This is a genomic window from Pollutimonas bauzanensis, from assembly GCF_900129885.1.
Classification (GTDB): domain Bacteria; phylum Pseudomonadota; class Gammaproteobacteria; order Burkholderiales; family Burkholderiaceae_B; genus Pollutimonas; species Pollutimonas bauzanensis.
The window spans coordinates 1-21,344 of the sequence record NZ_FQXE01000025.1 but is presented as its reverse complement, the minus strand read 5'-3'; the positions used below and the strand labels follow the sequence as shown (position 1 = coordinate 21,344).

At 66.0% G+C, this 21,344-nt stretch carries 11 protein-coding genes; 2 read left to right on the top strand and 9 right to left on the bottom strand.

The window, feature by feature from the left end; translation table 11 throughout:
• Positions 1-3: 3 nt before the first annotated feature.
• The 8 genes from gspM to BUB23_RS25540 form a co-directional block, all read right to left on the bottom strand.
• Entirely contained in the window at positions 4-615 is a 612-nt protein-coding gene (gspM, locus tag BUB23_RS25575; RefSeq protein ID WP_073110079.1) for a type II secretion system protein GspM, read from the bottom strand.
• Complete coding sequence (gene gspL, locus BUB23_RS25570; protein ID WP_073110076.1) at positions 612-1,877, bottom strand: type II secretion system protein GspL; 1,266 nt, start codon at positions 1,875-1,877, stop codon at positions 612-614. The genes gspM and gspL overlap by 4 nt, the downstream gene beginning before the upstream one ends.
• A 12-nt stretch (positions 1,878-1,889) precedes the next feature.
• Positions 1,890-2,348, bottom strand: coding sequence for a type II secretion system major pseudopilin GspG (gene gspG, locus BUB23_RS25565; protein WP_073110073.1), 459 nt, complete (start codon positions 2,346-2,348; stop codon positions 1,890-1,892).
• 61 nt (positions 2,349-2,409) lie between these two features.
• A complete protein-coding gene (locus BUB23_RS25560) occupies positions 2,410-2,610 on the bottom strand; it encodes a hypothetical protein (RefSeq protein WP_073110070.1) in 201 nt (66 codons plus the stop codon).
• A gap of 474 nt (positions 2,611-3,084) precedes the next feature.
• The gene (locus BUB23_RS25555) at positions 3,085-15,888 is read right to left on the bottom strand and encodes a filamentous hemagglutinin family protein (protein WP_073110068.1); all 12,804 of its coding nucleotides are present in this window, start codon (positions 15,886-15,888) and stop codon (positions 3,085-3,087) included.
• 211 nt (positions 15,889-16,099) lie between these two features.
• Positions 16,100-17,092 carry a FecR family protein gene (locus tag BUB23_RS25550; RefSeq protein ID WP_073110065.1) on the bottom strand — a complete coding sequence of 331 codons (993 nt, stop codon included), beginning with the start codon at positions 17,090-17,092 and terminating at the stop codon, positions 16,100-16,102.
• A 94-nt stretch (positions 17,093-17,186) separates the two neighbouring features.
• The gene (locus tag BUB23_RS25545; protein ID WP_073110063.1) at positions 17,187-17,720 is read right to left on the bottom strand and encodes an RNA polymerase sigma factor; all 534 of its coding nucleotides are present in this window, start codon (positions 17,718-17,720) and stop codon (positions 17,187-17,189) included.
• On the bottom strand, positions 17,717-18,424 hold the full coding sequence (locus BUB23_RS25540; protein WP_143161141.1) for an STN domain-containing protein: 708 nt from the start codon (positions 18,422-18,424) through the stop codon (positions 17,717-17,719). The genes BUB23_RS25545 and BUB23_RS25540 overlap by 4 nt, the downstream gene beginning before the upstream one ends.
• 364 nt (positions 18,425-18,788) lie before the next feature.
• On the opposite strand from BUB23_RS25540, the gene BUB23_RS25535 reads away from it, so the two are divergent.
• Together BUB23_RS25535 and BUB23_RS25525 are read left to right on the top strand one after the other, a co-directional pair.
• A complete protein-coding gene (locus BUB23_RS25535) occupies positions 18,789-19,271 on the top strand; it encodes a hypothetical protein (RefSeq protein ID WP_073110058.1) in 483 nt (160 codons plus the stop codon).
• Between the two features lie 263 nt (positions 19,272-19,534).
• Positions 19,535-20,995, top strand: a complete 1,461-nt coding sequence (locus BUB23_RS25525) for a Do family serine endopeptidase (RefSeq protein ID WP_245801392.1) — start codon at positions 19,535-19,537, stop codon at positions 20,993-20,995.
• 67 nt (positions 20,996-21,062) lie between these two features.
• Here the strand turns inward: BUB23_RS25525 and BUB23_RS25520 are convergent.
• The coding region (locus BUB23_RS25520; RefSeq protein WP_143161140.1) for a DUF4351 domain-containing protein at positions 21,063-21,344 on the bottom strand (282 nt) is incomplete at its 5' end.

Sequence of the window (21,344 nt, the reverse complement as noted above, 5' to 3'; positions counted from 1 at the left end):
GCATCAGGAACCGTCCTTTGAAATGTGCGCGATACCCAGGTCCAGATGCCCGGCCACGCCGGACTCCGCGGATACCGCAGGGCCGCTGCGCTCCAGCGCAACGGCCACGACCTCATGGCCCAGCCGGTCGGGCCAGACTGTCAGCCAGGGCATCAATTGATCGATGGGCGCCCCCTTGATCTCCACACGAATGACATCCGCCCGCGGCGCGTCCGGCGCGGCGCCCTGGCCGCCCGCAAGCGATGACACCTCATAGCGGCCTTGCAGCCCGGCCGCATCCAGGCTCAGCCGAAGACGCGCAAGCTGCGCGGCCGCGTCGCCCGCGGGCGCCACCGGCGCTTGCATGGCCGCCTCGCCCAGCACATCTTCCAGAGCGCTGGCCTGCGACTGCAATTTGGGAATTTCCTGCCGCCAATGCGCAATCAGGCCCAAGGCCGGGTTCACCAACAGCAACCATGCCGACGCCGCCGACAGGCACAGCGCGGCGGCGGCCATCAGGCGCCGCTCGCGCGCCGAAAACAGCCGCCACTGCGCCGCGCCTTGCGCGTACGCCGCAGCCAGGCGCGGCATGAACGCGGCAGGCCTCTTGCGTTTCAGCGGCGATGACAGGCTCATCCCGCCTCCTTGGCCGTCGCGCCCGGCGTATTCCTGGCGGCCAGCGCGGGCGGCATGGCCTGGGGATCTAGCCTCAGCGTCCATCCGGAGGCGTCCGCCGTGGCAGCGAGACCCGCCTCGCTGGCGCGTTGCGCCAGCGCCGCCGCCTCATCCGCCGAGGCGGGTTTGCCGCCGCGCAGCGTCAGCACCAGTTCGCCCCCGGCATAGCGCATGCTTTGCACCTGCCCCGCCAGATTGTCGATCACCGCCGCCGACGCGCGGATCGTCCGGGAAAAGCGGGCGCCGTCCGGATCATCGCCCAGCGCCGACCAGGCATCGCGCTGCTGCCGGGCCTGCTGCAAGGGATTGACGACCACCGGCAAATCGGGAAACGCGGCCTTGACGCGATCCCGCATATGCGCCTGAATCGCCTGGCCATGATGCGCCAAGCGGTATGCGTAAAGATTCAGCCCGGCCACCCACACCGCGGCGGCAAGGGCGCAAGCGCCCGCCGCGCGCGTCCAGTTCTGGCGGCCCCCGCCGCGCTGGCGGCCGCCAACAGGAATGGACCAGGCGGCGCAAGGGCCGGCCCAGCGCGACGGCGCGTCGGAGGGACTGGACAAGGCCGTGGGCCCCGCCGCCTGGCGAAGGCCGGCATCCAGCCACTGAATGGGTTCGGACAGGACCGGCAGCGCCGCCGGCGGCGCATCGTTCCCATCATCCGGCGGCCCCCCTGCGCCCGCTTCCGGGAAGGGAGCGGCATGGACCGCGTGCATGAGCCCGGCATCGCGCCCGGTGCGCAACACCGCCCAGCCATCGACCAGGACGCCGCAGGAGCCGGCATCGGGCAGGGGCAGAAAGAAAGGCGCGGCATAGACGGCGCGCACGTTCAGGCCCATGGCGCGCAAGCGCGCCAAAGCGCCGTCCAGCCTATCCTGTTCCGTCCATGCGACAGGCGCGGCGCCATCGTCATTGCGGGCCCCAAACCCCACGGCCAGCCCCTCGACCTCGCCCAGCGCCAGCGCTTCCACCTCGGCCAGGATGGCGGCGCGCCGCCGCTTTTCGGGCAGGGGCGGCAAAGACACGTCCGTCAGCGAGGCGTCCTCGGGATGCAGGCAAACCTCGACGCGCATCGCGCCGAACCGCGCGGCGATCTCCCGCAGCGGCGCGGGCCCGCCATCCTGCCAGGCTCCCGCGCCCGCGCGCCAGCCGAACACGGCCAGCGCATCCGGCCGAATTTCGCCCAACCGTGGCAGCGCGATCCGCAGCAGGCCGGTTTTCATAGGGTCACGACGCTACAACTGCCAGGAGCCGATGTCGGCGTCGGCCTTTTCCCCGCCAGGCTGACCATCGGCGCCAAACGAAAAGACATCGATCTCGCCATTGGCGCCCGGGTTAAGGTATTGATAAGGGCTGCCCCAAGGATCGTTCGGCAGGCGCTCCAGGTAGGGTCGCCAGTTGTTGGGGATGGGCGCCGTGGCCGGCTTTTCCGCCAGCGCTTTGAGCCCCTGGCTGTTCGAGGGATAGCGGCCGTTATCGAGCCGATACAGTTTCAGCGCCTGCATGATGGCGCCGATGTCCTGGCGCGCGGCGACGGCGCGGGCCTGATCGGGCCGGTCCAGCAGATTGGGGATGATTACCGCGGCCAGCACGCCCATGATGACCACCACGACCATTACCTCGATCAAGGAAAAACCCGCCTGCCGCTTCGTTTCCTTCCCTGCCGCGGTAATCCGCAAGTTGCCCGCATCCATTATTCCCGCTCCATAGCACCAACGTCGGAGTGGCCTATGCTGCCTGACGCCTATGTCAGGTTTATGGAAAATCCTCGGGAGGTTTTTTCGCATAGCCGGAAACGCAATGTTCATGCGCCTGCGCCATGAACGTCGCAATGCAATGGACCGCGGCATCCGCCTTGCCGGAGCCCATCCGGCCCCGCGCCGCGACGGCTTCCATAGCGCAATTTGATGACAAAATCATGTCAATGAAGAGGCCGTTGTTTTTGAAGTAATCCATGAAAAAACAGCTTGAAAATCACGCGAGGCCTTGCAAACCCGCTGTCATTTCCCTAGAATCACAGCATGGGTTTCCCCTAGTCTCTGGCCCAAGGAAGTACGCCCCTTACCCGGCCTCTTCTGGCACGCACCGACTCAGGGGCTGGGGGGAACCCTACCCCCCTTCTGAAATTCGGCAACACTGCGGGCCTCGCGCCACACCGTTCGACACGACGCGGCCCGACGCGATCCGCCGGAACGAAGCGGACAATCGCCGCCATTCCCCGCCCCTCCCAGCCTGTCGCCGCCGTTTGCGTGGATGCCCGCGATCCACAGGGCCATCCCGCGAAGCAGAGCCTCTGCGAAGCGTTGGCAAAGGAGTACGAACAAGGCGCGATTTGTCTCTGGTACGATGGTACTGCCAGGACCGGTCAAAGCCGTTGAACCTTGGCGCGAACCGGGGCTGCGGCGCGCCATGCCCCGCAGCCCCGGCCGGCTAGAAGCCCATATGCCGCCGCTCGTCGGCCGTCAAGAGCGCGGTCTGGGCGCCGGGCGCATTGCCCCTGCCCAGCACTTGCACCATGTGATCGGGCCGATAAGCCGCCCGCTGATCCGCGCCCGCCGCCGCTGGGGAATCCGCTCCACTCGCGCCCAGGGCGCTTTCACCCCCGAAGCCCAGTATCTGCACGCTGAAGATGGAGGGCTGGTTCTGGCGGGCTTCGTTACGGGCGCGCGACACGGTTTCCTGCGCCGCCGTCGCCGCGGAGGCCGAGGCCGAACTGGCCGAGGCCAGCGCCCCGGTGTTGACCACGGCCGCCACCGGGATGCCTGTGGAATCCCCCTGCACCTGGATATTGGCCGCATTGACCACATGCAAGGCCGCGATGTTCACATTGCCCGACACCCGGATGCCCGCCTCGCCGGCATCTATCGTGCCCAGCGGCGCCAGGAGGTCGATGTCGCCGGCCGGCACTTCCGGAATCGGCGCGAGGGTGGCGATGCCGGCGCCCGAACTGGGCACGGTCGACGACAGGGTCACGTTGCCCCAGCCGTCGTACACGCGCTTGGGCGGTGTGTAGACCACGGTGGTCTTGGACCCTCGCCCGGCGTTGATATCCCCTTGGCTCGACCAGCCGAAGATGGAACCGCCGAAGGTGGTCATGACCCGGCTCTGGCCCAGCAGAATGCTGCCTTGCGCATACATCTGGATGTTGCCGCCGCCCTGCGTGATGACGCCGGAGGTCGACGGCGGCGCCTCGCCTTCGATGCCGAACACCAGCTGCCCGCCCGGCGCGAGCATCTGGATATCGCCGCCGAAGTTGGTATGCACGTAGCCGCTGCGCGGGGTGGTGACAACGATAGAATTGCCCGGGGCCTGGTATACATACTCGCCCTTGTACATGATGATGTCGCCGTCATACACAATCGCCTTGCCATCCGCATCCACCGTTGGCATCAGGCCGGCGATGGCATTGCGGCTGCGCAGGAAACTGCCAAAGCGCGGACCGTTGACATCGTTATATTCGCGACCACCCGCCTTCAGCTCGGCGAAGTAGACGTCACGGGCAAACACGCGTTGCTGCTCAGGCGGCAAAGCCAGGTAGTAGGCGCGCGCCGCATCGGCATCACCGGCAAAACCGTAACGCTCCGCCAGCCAGGCAATCAATTCCGCCTCATAGGTCTTGGCCACCTTGTCTTCCTGGTCCGCCAGCGGCGTGCCGCTATGCGCGAGGTTGGCCGCATCCAGGTAGGGCAGGATGAAGCGCAGGTAATCCAGGCCGCTGCCCACACCTGCTTGCATGACGATATTTGCGCCAGGACGGGTATCGCCGGGAACGATGGCGCCTATGCTGGAGACCGCGCCCTTGTCTTCCATCAGGATGTTGCGGCCGGCGCTGATCTCCAGCGTGCCCGGACCGGCGACATTGAAAGAGCTGTAAAGAATATCGCGACCGGCCGACACCACCGATACGTCGCTCGCGTTGTGATGCACAAACAGATTGCCGCTGGTCTTGTATGAACGCCGGCCGTCTTCGACCTGGGCCTGGTAGGTGCCGCTGCTGACGATATCGCGTCCGGCAATCATCCACACCGGCTGCGCCCCTTCATACCAGGTCAGGCCATAACGCGCCGTTGGCCTCGAACGGAAATCCAGATCGGAATAAGTCATCATGCGGCCACTGTCGACGCCGATCAGATCGCCGCTCATCGCATAGAAACGCGCCGGCTCGCTGCTACCCTCCAATTGTGTGGCCGCGCTATTGGGCCCGAAAGCAAACAGCGGGAAGTAGCCGTTAGTCACCGGATTGGCGAGAACAGAAGTATTGATCGCCACTGGCAAATCCGGGAAAGTACCGGCGATCCAGCCGGCATAAGCCGGATTATGCGGCGTCGCCATTGCAGCCGGCGCGGCACCGGACTGGCTGACGGTAAAGCCACCGGCGAAGATGGAATCGGCCGCCAGGAATTGCAGTTGTCCATTGGCCGATGGCGCCAGCAATATCGGTTCAAAGAAACCCAAGTCCGCGGCCTGCGTCTTGGACCCCTTGCCATAGAACAGGCTGCCGCTCGCCGCCACCGCCCGCAGGATCGAAGGGTAGATAATCGCATCATCACTGATGCTGCCGCCGCTAATGCTGCCCTGTGTATAAGGCGTCAGGTTGCCGCCGGCGGAGAACACATCCAGCGACGTACGATCGGTCCACAAGGTGAACCAGCTCTCCCCACGGCCATTGACGCCGGCACTATTCAGGAAGGGCGAAAAGCTCATCGTCGTCACGCGGCCCGGATCTATCACCTCCTGCACCACCTGGTCGCCCAATGTGCCGATGCTGAAAGTCGCATCGCCCGGCACCAGCGCCACGCCGCCCAGCGCCTCGGCGCGGGTCGCGCGGAAAGAATCGAAGGCGCGGCTTTCCTTCGGCACATGCTGGAAGCTGCTATTGCCGTAGATCAGGGCGATGCTGCCCAGTTGTGCGCTCTCCAGTCCGGCATGCCCGCGCAGATTGACCAGCGCGCCATTCAGTGTGCCGCTACTGAACTCACTGGCCGGGTTCAAGGCGCCGCCGACACGCACTTCCAGATCGCCGCCGCCGGTCAATTGCATGCTGCCGTCCGCCGCCACGCGACCGGTGCTGGCAACCGCCAGCACCAGCCCCTGGCTGCGCGGGTTGATGTTTTGATCGTAAGCGGATCCCGCGAGTTTCGCCACCACACCGGCATCGCCGCCTACCTGCACGTCGACATTGCCGCCGCCCAATGTGCCAAAACCGGTGAATCCAGCCATCTGATCGGCGCCGTACACGGCGGCTGTATAGCTGCCAAAGTTGATCCACCATGCGGCGGGTTGTGCCTGGGCCCCGGTCGCCACGCTGCCGCTGCCCTGGCGCCATAGCCAGTTTCCAACGTCGCCTGTCGCATAGCCCTTGTCCGTCGAAACCGGACGGGTATTGACTGAAATGCTGGTATTCATCTGCGCGCCGGTCAAGTCGCCACCCACTTTCAGCAAAAGATTGCCGCCGTGATCCGGATACCATGCGCGGTAAATGCTGTCGGCGCCGCCGTCGACCAGGTGTTCGCGCGCGCCATCGGGGTCATTGAGGACAGTCCCGCTCGCGCCCCGGCCCTTGGGCTGGTTATACGGATCGTTCGCAAAGGTGGCGGCGGATGAACTGCCCGCGGTATATACGCCGAACAGGGAATCCATGCGCAGGCTGCCGCCGCTCAGCAGTTCCAAGTCGCCGGCGCCTGTGCGTACCACGCTGAAGCGCGTGCTGCTGGCGACTGCTTCATATTCGGTTGCCGAGCCGGAAGCGCACCAGTATGGCAAATCCGCGCACATGCCCTCGATGGTGTCGTACCCGACCTGGATTTGCACATATTCCAGCTCCATGGGTTGACCGGTCAGGGAAGGATCCCCCATTTCCGCGGCCCCGTCCGCAGTCCATATATAAGCGGATTGCTCGGTACACAGGCTTGGATCAGCCGCACACAACTCAGCGACAGTGAGGCCTGTCACCGAGTAGACATACTCTTCGGTCATTACATCACCCGCGTTGACGGCGCCGCCCGTGGCATCTGCCCCATCCTGGCTCCATAGAAAGGTGCCCTTGAATGGCAGCGCCTTGCCAAACATCCCGTAGTGACTGTCGGCCAGACGCAAATCGCCGTTTGCCGGCCTGGCCTGGACGATGCGGCTGTCCGCCGCCTCCGTATCGGCGCCTGCCACCAGGCGCAGCGACCACGATTGCGAACCTTCCGCCAGCATGGGCGCGATGGCCCAGATTTTTCCCTGGCTGCCGGCAAGCTCGGGGCGCAGTTCAATCGATGCCACGCCGGCCGGCAGCTTCACGTCAGTGCCGGAAGGAATCAGCGCGCCAACCGCCAGCGCCTTGTTGCCGTCGAGCAGCAGCGTGCTCCTGTCGCCCGCCGCTCCCGGCAACGGTATGCCCTTGGGCCAGATCACCGCGCGCAAAGCAGTTCTTCCAGCCAGCACACTGCCGGCATCCAGCCTGCTTCCGGCATGCAGCGTCTGCTCCGCAGTCAGCAAGGTGCCGGCGGCAAACAAGATATTGCCTGCGGCATCTCGCAGCGCCGCCGCCAGCACGGTGCCCGCCGGCAGCGTCAGATCCTGATCCAGCGTCGCCGCCACCGGCAGCGTGCCAGCCTCCATGCTGAACGCCTTGATGGGTAAGTCGTAGTTGAGCGTCGAGCCGCCCGGGAACGCGGTGCCATCGGCCAGCGTCACGCCGGCGCCGGGCACCACGATATCGCCGCCGGCAAAGTCCCGGCCCGGCAACAGTATCCAGCCCTTGTCGTCCGGCGTAGGCGGAGGCGGCGCGAAGCCGTCATTGATGCTGCCGAAGATATCCAGGTTGCCGGCGGCGCGCATCGTCAACGCGCCCGCCTCGCCGGAACCGTAGACGCCGGTTTTCGCTGTATGCGGGTTCAGGCTGGCATAGCGATAGCCGGACAAGTCCAGGTCGCCCTGCACGATCATGTCGCCACCCGGATTGGTGCTGGCGTTGCTGACGATTTCCACACCCGGGCGCAGATGCAAGGCATCGGCATAGGCCGCATTGTTCAAGCCGGCCAGTTTGGTATTGCGTAAATTTCCGTTGACTAGTGCGTTGTCGATGAACTTCGTACTGTCGCCATGTATCTCATCCAGGTAGTCCTGGTTGATGACCTGGTAAGGACGACCGCTGGCAGCCAGATCCAGCACTGGCTTGCCATCCGGATCCAGGACCGCGTTGCCGCTGGCATCCTTGACTGTGGCCAGTGGCGCATCGTCGTAGCGCTGCATGCCGTTGACGGCAATCGACTTGGCGCCGCGAATATTCACCGCAGCGCCCGCATCCATCGCGATGTCGCCGTAAATGGCGGCATCCGCATCGTCATAGGCGCCATTGCCGCCGATACGCGGCGCGTTCAATTCCAGCGTACCGCGCGCCACACCATCGTGCCGCCCGCTGCCGCCGCCGGCTGTGGCATCCGTGCCGTGGCGCAGATCGATTTGCGCACCGCTGGCAAGGGACAGTGTTCCATTCCCGGAATTGAGTTCGACAATCGCGCGATTCGGACTGTCGATGATCTTGCCGTAGCTGTCGACGCGCAGCACGCTGCCGTGCGCGTCGAGCACGGCATTGCCGCCTATCGTCAAGCCATTCTTGCCGGCCAGGCGTATATTGCCGACGCGCTCGCCGCTGGCATCTATAGTGCCGATCACGATGAGACGACCATTGTCGACCGAGACATTGATCTCACCGGCCTTGAGTTCGTTGCCGATCGTGAGGTCGCCCTGCTTTAACTGGAAGTTGCGGCCGCCGAATATGCCGCCTTCGGTCAAGCGGGTATTGAGCGCTGCAAACTGGCTATCCAGCGTGCCGCTGCCGCCGAGCGCCTGCGCGCGCACCTCGATGGTGCCCGCCTGGTATGGCACCAGGGTGCCGCCCGCATCGTAATAGCCGCTGCTGGTGCCGACGATGCGGCCTTGCAGGTCGACCATGCCGGCGGCGGCATCCAGCGCCACCGCGCTCAGGCTGCCGGCCCTGTTGTTCACGGCGGACAAGTCCATCGTCGATCCCGCCGCCTGCCGGATATCGCCGCCGCGGCTCTCCAGGATGATGTCGCCGCCCCAGCTGTATTTATCGAGATCGTTGAAATTGATCTTGCGCCCCGCCATATCGATCTGTGCGGCATCAGCCAGGGTCAGGTTTTCTTCCGCAATCAAGGTCAGCTTGCCGCTGGGCAGCATTACCTTGCTCGCCAGCGTCAGGCCATTGCCATGCAGGCTAAGCTCGGCGCCGAGCGCACCGTTGGCAATCTTGGCATCGACTGTCGCCGTTCCGGCCGGGGCAAGCACATTGATTGCGCCGCCGGCCGTGATGTCATTCACCGAGCCGGCCGCGCCCGTCAACAGCGGCGTCGTGATGTTCAGATTGCCGCCGCTGTATTGGAATCCCGTGCCGCTTTCATAGGTCCCCTGCGTCTGGTACACCGACAGGCTGCCCTTGTGGTTCGCGGTGATGCTCTCGCTGGCATTGAGGTTGACACTGGCAAAGCCCAGCGCCAGGCGATCATAGGATTTGATGTTGCCCGGCTGCGTAAAGGGACCGAAGCCGAATTCAAGGCGCTCCGCCACCAGATTCAGCGTGCCGCTGCCGGTGCCCGCGCCATTCGCGATGACGCTGCCCCCCGCCGTCTCGGCGCCGCCCCAGATCAGGTTGGCGGTGCGTATCGTGGCAACCGCGCCGGCGTCGCCATGGCCGTAGATGGCGGGCGTGGTCAGCACCAGCCGGTCGAGTGTCGATTGGCCGGTGGCGCTGTCATAAGTATCCAGCGCCACATCGCCATAGAAGTTGACGCTGTTGGCGGCGCTCAATACCAGGGTTTCGAGCGCCGGCGCGCCGGCGCTGGCATCGCCTCGCAGCAGGCGATCCAGCACGTTCTGGTTCAGCGCCAGCCCGGCGGAACGGATACCGCCGGCTTGCGCATCGGCCAGCGCCTGCTCGCTGCCGATATTGATCGCACCCACTGCCAGGGTCAGGTTGCGTGTGCCATAGCGCACCGCATCATCGAGCACGAAACTGCCTTGCGTCGAAGCCAGCACGGTGCCTTCCGAGTACAGCGTGGTCGCGCCTGAGCATGGCGCCAGGGTACATGTGCCTATCTGGATGCCGCCGCGCGTACTGCCAGTGCCTTGCGTGACATTCAGCAAGCCGTTGGATGCCGCCAGCATATGTCCGCTCGTGCGGTAGACGAAGCCATCATTCGAGTCATACGCAACGTTGCCGCGACCGAGTGTGTTGATGCTCGCACCTTGCTCGACATTGATGAGACCATCGCCCTGCTCCGGATTATTGGGATCAGCCGCCACCAGGAAGACTTCCGGCGCCGACAAGTGCGCGCCGGAACGCAGATTGACTTCCTTCACCCCGCCTTCAAACGTAATGTAATTGCCACCCTGGCCGTACAGCACGGCCGGCATGCCGCCAATCACCATGCGACTCGCGCCGATGTTATTGAGGCTATCGGCATCCAGTGTGATGCCGGTAAAGCCGGCTGTGGCTTGCGCTCCGGCTGCCACAACTTCCAGTACCATGCCTCCGATGGCGGCATCGCTCATTGTCACCGCAACCGTGCCGCCGTAACCGCCCTCAGCCGCATTGAAACGCCCCTCGCCGTCAAAGCGGAAAGCATCGGCGCCCGCGGCGGGCAGCAACTCGAGCTGCAAGGTTCTTGCATCGGCTGGCAGCATAGGACGCGGGATGCCGCGCCGCGCCGCATCCGCCAGCGCAAATCCGGTGTAACTGGTTTCGTTGTATTGCGAGTAAGTGCGCAAGACATCGGCCGGCGTCACGATCAACTGGCTGGCCAGATTATCGCGGATGCCGGTGCCGGCGATCGACAAGGCGCCGGAGACTGACCACGAACCGTTGCGCATCGCTTGCGCCGCGGTGATTGCGCCTTGTCCGGCCGCGCCATTGATCTCCACGCGGAAGGCGCCCGGCAGCAAGGCATAGGTAGAGGGCATCAACGTATAGGTGCCGGCCGGCAAACCTGGCACGCCGGCGCCTATGGTTACCTGACGGCCCATCGCTGGATCCACCGCGCCATGTTCGCCGCCACTTGGCGCATAGCCTTGCGCGCCGGGCACAATGGCGTAGACGGGGTTGGTGCTTAAACCCGGCAGGCTGAAACCGCCGCTGGCGCCTGCCTGCACCAGCGGGTGATAGCGCGCGTCGGTAGAGCCGCCGCGGCCGGAGATGAAGCCGGCGCCCGTCAGCTCGCCGCCGCCGGAAAGATCGAGCACGGCGCCTTCATTCACCGCCACCGCGGCGCCCGACAGCTTCACTCCAGTGTTCAGCGCGCGACCGCGGGCGCCACCGACGCCGGTGAGTGTCACGGCCTTGCCATCGTAGTTCCAGCTCTGGCCGTCTATCGTGCCGCCATAAGGCATGACCAGGCCGGCGCCGCTGACCGAAGTCACGCTGTTGTCCAGCAGATTGACGCTCAGTGTCTTTTCATTGTCGTAGCCAGCCACGCCGAGGCCAATATAACCCAATGGCGCGCGCAGCACGCCGCCCTGTTCGACATGCGCCGCATACAGTTGCAGGAAGCCGAATGCAGAGTAAGGCATGGCGGGCAGGTCGGAGGTGCTGCGTCCTATGGTCAGGCTGCGCGCCGGATCGTAACTGGCGCCGCTGCTGCCAGTGCCAGCGGTGTAGCCGGCTAGCACGGCTGCGCCGGCGCCGGTTTCCGGATAAAGCTGGGCCGCTTTCAAGACGATGTCGCCGGAACTCGCAAGGAGCGTAACCGGATTGACGCCGTCCCAGCCATCGCTCGTATTCTGGAAACGCAAATCGCCGCGACTGGTCAGTTCCACGCGATCCGCATTCAACCCTACGAGACCGCGAATGTCGATCAGGTTCGCTTGCGCGCTGAACTGTTCGCTGATCGCCCTGGACGAGGTATCCGCCGGGCGCGCTGAAATATACTGATCACGGAATGCCGGTTTGACACCGGCCAGGCGCAGATAGGAAGACGCAAGCTGGACTTTCGAGCCCGCCGCCGCGCCGTCCGCCAATGCGTAGCCACCATAAATCCGCAGGCTTTGATCCAGCTCGATCGCGACATCGCCGGCGTAACTCAACAAGCCTGCGCTCAGCAGAGACAGGTTGTCGAAACCACCGGCCTCCACTTGCGCCACCGACAAGCGGCCATGGCCATAGGTCAATGCGCCGGCCGCCTGCGCCGCGTCCCCCACACCCTGCAAGGCACTGGCGCTTTGATCTTGCTCGATCACCAGTTCGCGGGGATTGAGCACGCTGCCGGCCGCCGTTTTCAAATACACCGGCGATTCCAGGGCGACAGACAGCGCACCGCCGGCCGCGCCGGCGCCGCCCGCCTCGGCCTTGAAGGCGCCATCCAGATACAGGCCATGGTTCGACGCCAGCGAAATGCCGCCGCCGTGGCTGGCCACATTCGTCGCGCCCTGCCCGGCAATATCCAGCGTTGCCTGCGTGCCCGATGCATCGAGCAAGGCGCCGTCGCGCACGACGACAAACAGATTCGGCGCCGACGCATTGCCGACGGCGTGATCGATCTCGCCGCCTATCACTATGCTGCCGCCGTCGCGTACCAGGCCGTAGCGATTGCCGCGCGCGTCAAGGCCGGTCGCCGCTCTTGCCGCCACATCCAGCACGGCTTGCCCGCCAATCCAGATGGAACGGCCATGGCCCGCCGCCTCGACCGGCTCCGATGCCGGCCCGGTACTCACGCCGCTCAAGGTGATCGCGCCGCCCCATGCGTTCAAGATGCCTTCCACCGTGAGTTGACCGATGCTGGCGACCCTGATGCTCTGGCCGGGATCGACGCTGATCACCGCATTCTTGCCGACGACCGCTTGCGCCAGCGCCATGTCGGCGGCGCTGGACTGAACTGTGCCCGCCTGCAGGCTGATGCCCGCGCCCTTGCGCTGCGTCAATTGCCCCTGGACGGGGTCCTCCTGGTATACCGGCGGCGTCCACAAGACCAGCGCCGCGCCGGGCCCGCCGCCCGCGGCGCTGTCGCGGGCGGCCTGGCCGAAGCGCAACACGGGCATGCCGACATCGACCCGGGTGCCGTCGGCCACCGTCACGCCCTGCTCGCCGATGACGTCATAGTGGCTGAACCCCTTATCGAAAAAGTCCCCGCCAAGCAGCAAGGTATCCGCTTGCGGCGCCCGGGAATCGGCGGCATCGCTGATCAATACCTTGCTGGCTTGCAGCGTCAAGCTGCCGCCGCCCTGGACGCCATAGGCACGCAGTTCGCCGTCGAGCGCGAGCGAACCGCCAGGTCCGCCGGCGGCCGGGGTGGGCATCGAGGCCAGAACGGCGCTGCCGCCCTTGCCGCCCTCGAGGCTGCCGTTGGCCAGCACGGCCGCCCCCGAGGACACGTCGACCAGGGTGTCTTGCGCCAGGGTGATGTCGCCTGTGGCCCGCAGCGACACGCTGCCGCCATTCTGGTAGGGAAGGTTCGCAATGTCCATCCGGTCCAGCAGCAGGTTGCTCCACAGACCGCTGGCATCCAGGGCCACTCCCCGCGCGACCGCAACGCCGCCCATCGTTCCGGCCGGCGCGGCCAGCACGGTATCTTCGATCCGGGCATTGCCGCTGACCTGCGTCAACACATTGCCCAGGTGGATGGTGCCCGAGCGGGCGATGAGGTCCGCGTTGATGCCGATGTCCGGGCCATACAGCGTAATGTCCCCGCCCGCTGCGGTCTGCAGAACGCTCTCGACGGCGATGCCCTGGGTGGCGGCGATTTTTATGCTGCCCAGCCCAAAACCATTGAGCTGGCTGCTGTCCAGGTACAGCGTGCCTTGCCGGTCATCGGGCAGCGCCGTGTCCAGCGCCAGGCCGGCGGCGATCTTTTCCACCGTGGCGCCCAGCACCACGTTCTTGATGGTGTCGGCGCCGGCGCCCAATGCGTATTGCAGGGCGCCCTTGTCCTTCACGTAGTAGGGGGCGTAGGCGCCGACAATCAGCTGGCCGCCCCTGGCCACGGCGTTTTGCGACTGGTAATAGCCTTCCAGGCCCTGCTGCGCGGCCCGCGTCTGGCGATCGCCCTGGTAGGTGTCGCCCACGATCTCGCCTTCGAGGACCGCGTTGGCGGTGCTTACGACCAGGCGGCCCGCATCGCGCCCCACCGTATAGCCGGTCTCGAAGCGCTCGCGCGGGCCTATCAGCGGGTTGTAGAAATGCCGGGTCACATCCCAGCGCTGGCTGTGAGCCTCGTAGCCTTGATACAAGCCCGTGTACAGCAGGTCGCCGGGGGCGCGCGAGAGCTCGTACAGGCGATTGTCCGCCCCTTTGAGCCAGGTCTGGCGGACGATCCCGTCCTGCACATCGAGCGTGCCGCCCGAGACATTGATCTGCGAGCCGGCTTGCGTAACCACGTCGCGGCCCGCAAAGCTTACCGTGCCGCCCTGGGCCATCCACTCGCCCACACCGTGGCCGCTGGTGCCCAGGTAGCCGCCCACTTCCAGCAGGCCGCCGGCGGTGTACCAGCGGTCCGACTCGTAGCCATTGGCGCCGGCCGGCACGAACACCAGCTCGCGCGCGTCCACCCAAACTTCGCTGTTGTTCAGGTTCTTGCTGTCGCGGTTGATGGGCGCATCGCGCTGCTCGTTGCCCTGTACGTTGATCTTCAGGCTGTTCGATTCCATCGCCACCCGCACGCCGATGGCGCCCGACACATCAAGGATGGCGCCGTCGCGCACCAGGGCGCGCGCGCCCGCCTGCACCCCGATTTGCCCGCCCGTGGCGAGCGTGAGCGACCCGCCCTCGAAGTCCACCGCGCCGCCGCTGGCGATCTCTATCAACGACAGGTCGCGCCGGTACTTGTCGCCCGGCACGATGTTGTTTTCGATGGCGTCCACCGCCGGCTGTTGCAGGCTGTCGCGCTGGCCGTCCAGCGCCGTGGCCCGGGTGTCTTCCAGCAGGATGGCGGTCACGCCGTCACGGCCCAGCGTGACGGTGCCGCTCGCGCCACTGGCAGCCAGGTGCACCGCGCCGCGCGCATTGACCGAGGTGCTGGCCAGCGCCACGCCCGCCTGCGTCACCTCATTGCCGGTCAACGTGATGTCGCCTTCGCGCGCAGTGATCAGGCCCGTGTTGCGGACCACACCCGCCGAGCCGCCAACCACGAATTGCGGCGTAATCTCATTGCCGCGGGTGGTCGAGGCCTGGTTCCCGTCCGTGCCCTGCCCCTTGCCGATGGCAAAGCTGTCGCCCGCCGCCAGGACTGTCTGGCCATTGGCCGTGGCGATCTCGCCAGCGTTGCTCGCCTCCTTGCCCATCAGCAGCACGTAGCCCCCGCCCTGGGTGACCGAAGCCGGCTGGTGGGTGGCTATCCGGGCGCCCGCCTTGACTTCGACTCCGCCCAGGGCATCGGTGAAGGTGGCGCCGCCGCCGTTGTACAGGCCACGGTCCTTGAACTGGGGATTGTTGATGTCGGCGGCCGCGGCCGCCAGGTTGCGCACATTGACCTGGCTGCTGCCGCTGAACACAATGCCGTTGCGGTTGACCAGCATGACCGTGCCATCGGCCTCGATCCGGCCCTGGATCTGGCTGGGAAGGCCCGACGGGTCGTTGACGCGGTTGAGCACCGCCCAGCCGGCCTGCGCCGTGCGATGGCCGCCGGCGTCGTAGGTCGCCTGGTCGAAGTCCACCGTGGTGTTGCGCCCGACGTTGAAGGTCTCCCAGTTCAGGATGGCCTTGTCGGCCGTCTGCTGGATCGTGACCGTCGTGCGCCCGCCGGCCTGTGTCTGTACTGGTGCCCTGGCGTTGAGCCACCCGGCCGTCAAGGGCTGGGCGTCGATCTTCAGGCCACCCTCGGCCAGCCCGTCCGGCGCCGAGGGGTCGTTCTGCGCCGCCGAGCGCGCGGCGGCCTGGGCGGCCTGCTGCGCGGCGATGGCCGCCGCGGCCGAGCCCAGGTTGGCCACCGAGCGGTTCAACTGCTGGCGCGCCGCCTGCTGTTGCCGGGCCGCAGGATTGATGCCGGCCAGCATGCCATTGGGCAGCCTGCCGGTGGCCGCCGCCTGCGCCTGGGCCGCGCCCTTGGCGGCCATCCAGCCGCCGCTGAAGGGGCGCGGCTGGGCGTGGGCATTGGGCGCGGCCAGGCTCCCCGCTATCGCCAGAACGGCGATGGCTGAGGCCAATGGCGTCAGGCGCGGCGCCGCCGTGGACGCGGCGGCGCATTTTGCGCGTGAACGGTGGCCAAGGGTAGCGGTCTTGTCGTGGGCTGGCGTAGGCATGTCCTGTCAATTCCAAATCAAAGCGGTAGGGCGAAACCAAACCCGCGGGTGCGAGTCCAGGCTACCAACTCGACGTTTGACCTCCGCTTTGCGGCACTGAAATCGCGTGAAATTTTTATGACATCCACAAAAAAACGCCGCCCGGGCGAACCTGGACGGCGCCCCCGGCATTCCGGCGCATCGATGGATGCCGGCCCCCGCACTGCCGCGGCTAGCCGAGCAGCACCAGATCCCCGACACGGCGCACGCGCACGTGATGGACTGCCTCCAGCAAGTCTATGGCCTCGTCCAGCGCGGCAATCTTGAGCCGCGCGCTGAAACGCCGGTTGGCGGCCGCACTGTCGAGCAGGACGACGCGGCCGGGCCGATACCGGTTGATTTCTTCCACCGCGTCGGCCAGAGGCATATTGTCGAAAACGACGATGCCCTGGCGCCAGGCATCATCCTGCGCCGGCAGCGCGGTCGGCGTACCGGCCTGGCGGCGGTCATAGATCAACTGCTGGCCGGCCGCGAGCGCGACAGCGCGCGCCGGGTGCCGCAATTCGGCCTCGCCGCGCCGGCACCTGACCCGCACCCGGCCATGGGCCAGCCGCCGGATTTCCACATCGGCGTCGCTCATGACAAGGCGGGAGTCCTCGGCCAGCAGCTCGCAAGCGGCGCTGTAGGCCGACACGGCTGCCTCGCCGGCAATGAGCGAGATGCGCTGCACGCCGCCCCGATGCGCCACCGCGATGCTGGTCTGCGTATTCAGGGACATGCTCACGTTCTGGCCGAGACTGACCGCGCGCTGTTCGCCGGTGCCGGTACGGTAATCCGCCCGCAGTTCCGACCACGAGGGCCACAAGCCCATAGGCGGGCGCAGGATGCCCACGACGGCCAGCGTTCCGAATGCGGACGCGGCGGCGCCAAGAAACAGCCTGCGGCCCCGGCGCGGCGCATCCGGCCGAGCCGCCCGCGGGCGGCGCAAGGCCGCGAAGGCCTGCGTCGTTTCATCGACCGTCTTCCAGTCGCGGGCAGCCGCCGACCAGGCTTGCGCGTGGGCGGGACTTTGGCCGCGCCAGAGCTGGAATTCCGCCACGTCGTCCGCGCTGGGCCGGCCGGTCTTGAGCTTGATTGCCCAGGCGCGCGCCTGCTTGCGCAGCATAGGCATGTCGGCCGTATCCATGTCGTTGCCCGATGGGGGGGAAGGAAAGTCCAGGTTCATCCGCGGCATTCCGGCCCCCATGGCAGGGGCGCTTTAGCTATAGACGTTTGGCGCCGCGGATACGGAACCGCCGGGACAGGAAATAGGCTGGGCATCATTCCTGACCGCCCTTGCGGTCCAGTTTTTCCAGCGCGGCCAGGCAAGCGTCGTTGGCTTTCTGGATTTCCCGGCGTATCATGCGGGCCGAAATACCCCAGCGCTTGGCCAGCAGCTCGGTCTCTTCGCCATGCACGCGATGGGAAACCAGCAATTCGCTTTGACGCGGCGGCAGCTGGTTCAACACCGCCATCACCTGCGCCATGCGCTCGCGCCCAAGCAATTCGCGCTCCTGCCCGGGGCATTCGTCGCGCGCCTGCTCGAAAATGGCTTCAATATCGTCGTCGTTGACCAGGCGCACATCTTTCCTGATACGGTCAATGGCCGAGTTCACGGCCGTATTGACCAGATAGGTCCGCGGGAACTTCACGTCGTCCAGGTCCGCCTGCGACGCCAGCCGGACATAGGCGTCATGCAGGGCATCCGCCGCCATCTCCTGCGAACCGCCCAGGCGATGGGCGATCTGCGCCCTCAGGGCGTCGTAGCGCGACATCAGCAGACGCTGCAGGCGGACCAGCCCCTGCCCGCTCATGAAGGACAGCCTCCCCGGCGGGCCGCCGCTACCGGGGAAATCATCAGCATCACCGGCTGCGCCACGCCGGGCGGCGGCGGGTCGATGGCCAAGGCCGTCAACACCTCGCGCACCCGCGGCTCGAGTTCCGGCTGCGCCGCAATACGCACGCGCAGGCCTTCGACGCGCCGCCGGGCATTGACCGAAAAGCGCAGAATGATGCGCCGCCGGTCCGCATGAAGATCGGGCCATGCGCAAAGCGACTGAAAGACCAGGCCTTGCAGATAGCCATCGTAAAGCTGCTGGCTATGCCGGGCTTGCGCCGCGGCGATAGAGAGCGACGGCGCCGAACCCTTGTGCGTGGAAGCAATAGGCGCCACCGTGACAGAGTCAGAGCTGAGTGCGCGCGCCACCAGGCCGGTGTCTTTGAGCAGCGTATTCAGGGCCGCGTCCAGACTGAATCGCCCATGTACTGGCGTTGAGTATCTGTCGGCCACCTGGCGGGTTTCATACAAGACGGAGCGATCGCTGATTTCGCCATAGCGCCTAAGCGCCTGGCCCACGGGCAAGCGAGGAATATCGAAGGCAAACGTATCATTTGAAGACGTCTGGCCCGATGGGCGCAAGGCCGCCTCTGGATTCGTTCCCGGCGCGGCCCATGCGGCCCCTGTCCCTGCCCCGGCGCTTACGCCCAACATGACGATCAGCGCAACACGCGCAGGCACGCGGGCAACACCGAAAACGACTTGAGCGGAGGGTACAGTGACAACATCATGCGCGGGCGAATCCGATGAAATAAAACTGGCTGCGGCGTGAACCAGAGTGGCGCCAATGTTACGATTTGATAATGAAAGTATTATGACAAAACCGAGGCAATGCGCTTATTGACTGTCGTTATTGCTGCCCGAGAGACTCCTCTGGACAACGCACCGCGGCGCGCACTATGCTCCACTACGGCATGCCGCCCCGATTCAAGGCAAAGCGACACCACGGGATCACACCGTCCGTCGACTTTCAACGGGTCGCGCCCGCGACATTCGACCGTCGGCCAACCCTTTCACCACAGCGCACACCATAAGGAAAAGAACAATGAAATTCAAACGGGAAGCCTGGCGAGCCCTGCAGCCGCCGCCCTTCCATGAGGGCGAGTACGAGGTCAAGCTGGACAACGGCGAAGTCATCCGCGCCGTGTACCGGCAAGAGCAATGGACGCAGGATGCCAGCCGCTTTGCCCGGTGGCGCGGGCGGCGGCTCAAAGGCCTGAACAAACCCAAGCCGCCTCGCCGCAACCTGGGCCGGTATCGCGCCGATAAGCCAAAGACCCACGCTCCCGCGGCTGACGGCGCCCATTTCCTGGCGCGCCGCGCCGTCTCGCTCGATGCCCCGCTGCGCGCCTACCGGTATTACCTTGTCCTGCAGGGCCTGGACCCGGCCCGTCTGGCCGAAGTCGACACGCGATGGATAGAGCGCTTCCTGGCCCGCCCCGCGCTGGCGAAAGAAGAAATCGAAGCCGGGCGGCACAAGGTGGATGCCTTCTTCAACAAGCGTGGCGGCCGTCCCGCGCCAAGCTGAGCCAGGCACCATTGCGGTCCCGGCTTGTGTGGACGGCGCCATCCCGCTGCCGGTGGCGGGCGGGCTCGCGATCGAGCCGGCGCCCAAGCTCAAGCTCAAGCTCAAGCTCAAGCCCAAGCCCGTGCCGTGCCCGTGCCTGCAGCGCGCCATATCAAAACGGCCTGTGACGCCCTGGCCTGTGCCACCCTATTTGGCGCTTTTTCATGCAATCTTCATGCAAGCGTGTTTCTATAATCGTCTTTCAAGATGGCAGCCGCGGAAAAATGCCCACGCCTGATCACACCTCGCGCCTGACGCCTTGCCTGCACGGCAAAGTTGCTCCCTCGATGCCCTATTCGAAACCTCATAAGACACGCGCCCGCCACAGCCGGCTCGTCATCGCCGCCCTGCTGGCCGCCATCCATTTCACGCTTCCCGGCGCCGTGTCCCCGGCATCCGCCGGGCAATGGCCGCAAGGCGAACAGGCGCCCCTGCCGTCCCTGGCTCCGATGCTGGAACACGTCACCCCCGCCGTCGTCAATATTTCCAGCGAACAGCCTGTCGTCCGGCCAAGCTGGGGCTATCCCGCGCCCGGCGGCGCCTTCGCGCCGCCCGAGCGGGCCGCGCGCAGCCTGGGTTCCGGCGTCATCGTCGATGCCGCGAACGGCTACGTGCTGACCAATCACCACGTGGTGCGCAACGGCCGGACCATTACCGTGACGCTGCAGGATGGGCGCGACCTGGAAGCCCGCGTGGTCGGCAGCGATCCCGACACCGACCTGGCCTTGCTGCGTGTCAACGCCTCCAGCCTGCAGGCCCTGGCGCTGGCCGATTCGTCCGAATTGCGGGTGGGCGACTATGTGGTGGCCGTGGGCAACCCCTTTGGCCTTGGCCAGGCGGCCACCTCGGGCATTGTGTCGGCCATCGACCGGTCGGGGCTGCAAAAAAGCGGCTACCAGAATTTCATCCAGACCGACGCCTCCATCAACCCCGGCAGCTCGGGCGGCGCGCTCGTCAACCTGCGCGGCGAGCTGGTAGGCATCAACACCATGATCTACACCCCTTCCGGGGGCAATGTCGGCATCGGCTTCGCCGTCCCCTCGGACGTGGCCGCCTCGGTCATGCGGGACCTGCTTCAGCACGGCAAAGTGCGGCGCGGCAATCTGGGGCTGGACACGTTCGACATCGGCCCCAAGCAGGCCCGCGCCATGAACCTGCCCAATGGCGGCAGCCGGATCATAGTCACCGGCGTACAGGCGCATTCGCCGGCGCAAAAAGCCGGGGTGAAGGCCGGTGATATCGTCGTCGCCGTGAACGGCAAGCCGGTGCGCACAGTCAATGAACTGCGCAATCTGGAGGGCCTGCTGCCCTTGGGTTCCACGGCGCAGCTTTCCATTCGGCGCCAGGGCCGCCAGGAAACGCTTTCCCTGCGGGTGGCGGCGGCGGAACGCCAGCGGCTGCATGCGGGCGATCTGGACAAGCGCCTGAATGGCATAGGCCTGAGCGACCCGGACGACGGCGCCCCGATCGGCCCCCAGAGCGGCATCGCGGTGACCGGGCTGTATCCCGAGCGCAGCGCCGCGGCCGCGCGCCTGCGCCAGGGCGACATCCTGCTGAGCGTCAATCATGCGCCGGTCAGCCGCGTCAGCGATGTGCGCAGCCTGCTGGAAAACGCCCCGGCGGGCCAGCAACTGCTGCTGACCTTCAGCCGGAAAAACCAGCAGTTCTATCTGTTGCTGAATTGAGCGATAGGTGTTGACCGCCAACCCCTTGCGCCACAGCCTCTCGGCGCTAAATAAGCGCCATTCGGGTTTAGTTGAACACATCCTCGATGCGCTGGGCATCCAGCACATTCAGCGACCAGGTTTGTAGTTGTTCGGCACCGGCCTGCGAAAGCCGGACTTGATAATGTTGGGGCATGGGGCTGAACTTGCGCTCCAGCATACGCAACAAGACCTGGCGCTGTTGCTCCAAGCCTTGCTGGATTCCCTTCTGCAACCCCTTCTGCAGCCCCTTCTGTTCCCCCTCGTAACGCGCCTGGTCCAGCATGTCTTCGGCATCGACCAGCGCCTGTTCACGGCGCTCGGCCATCAG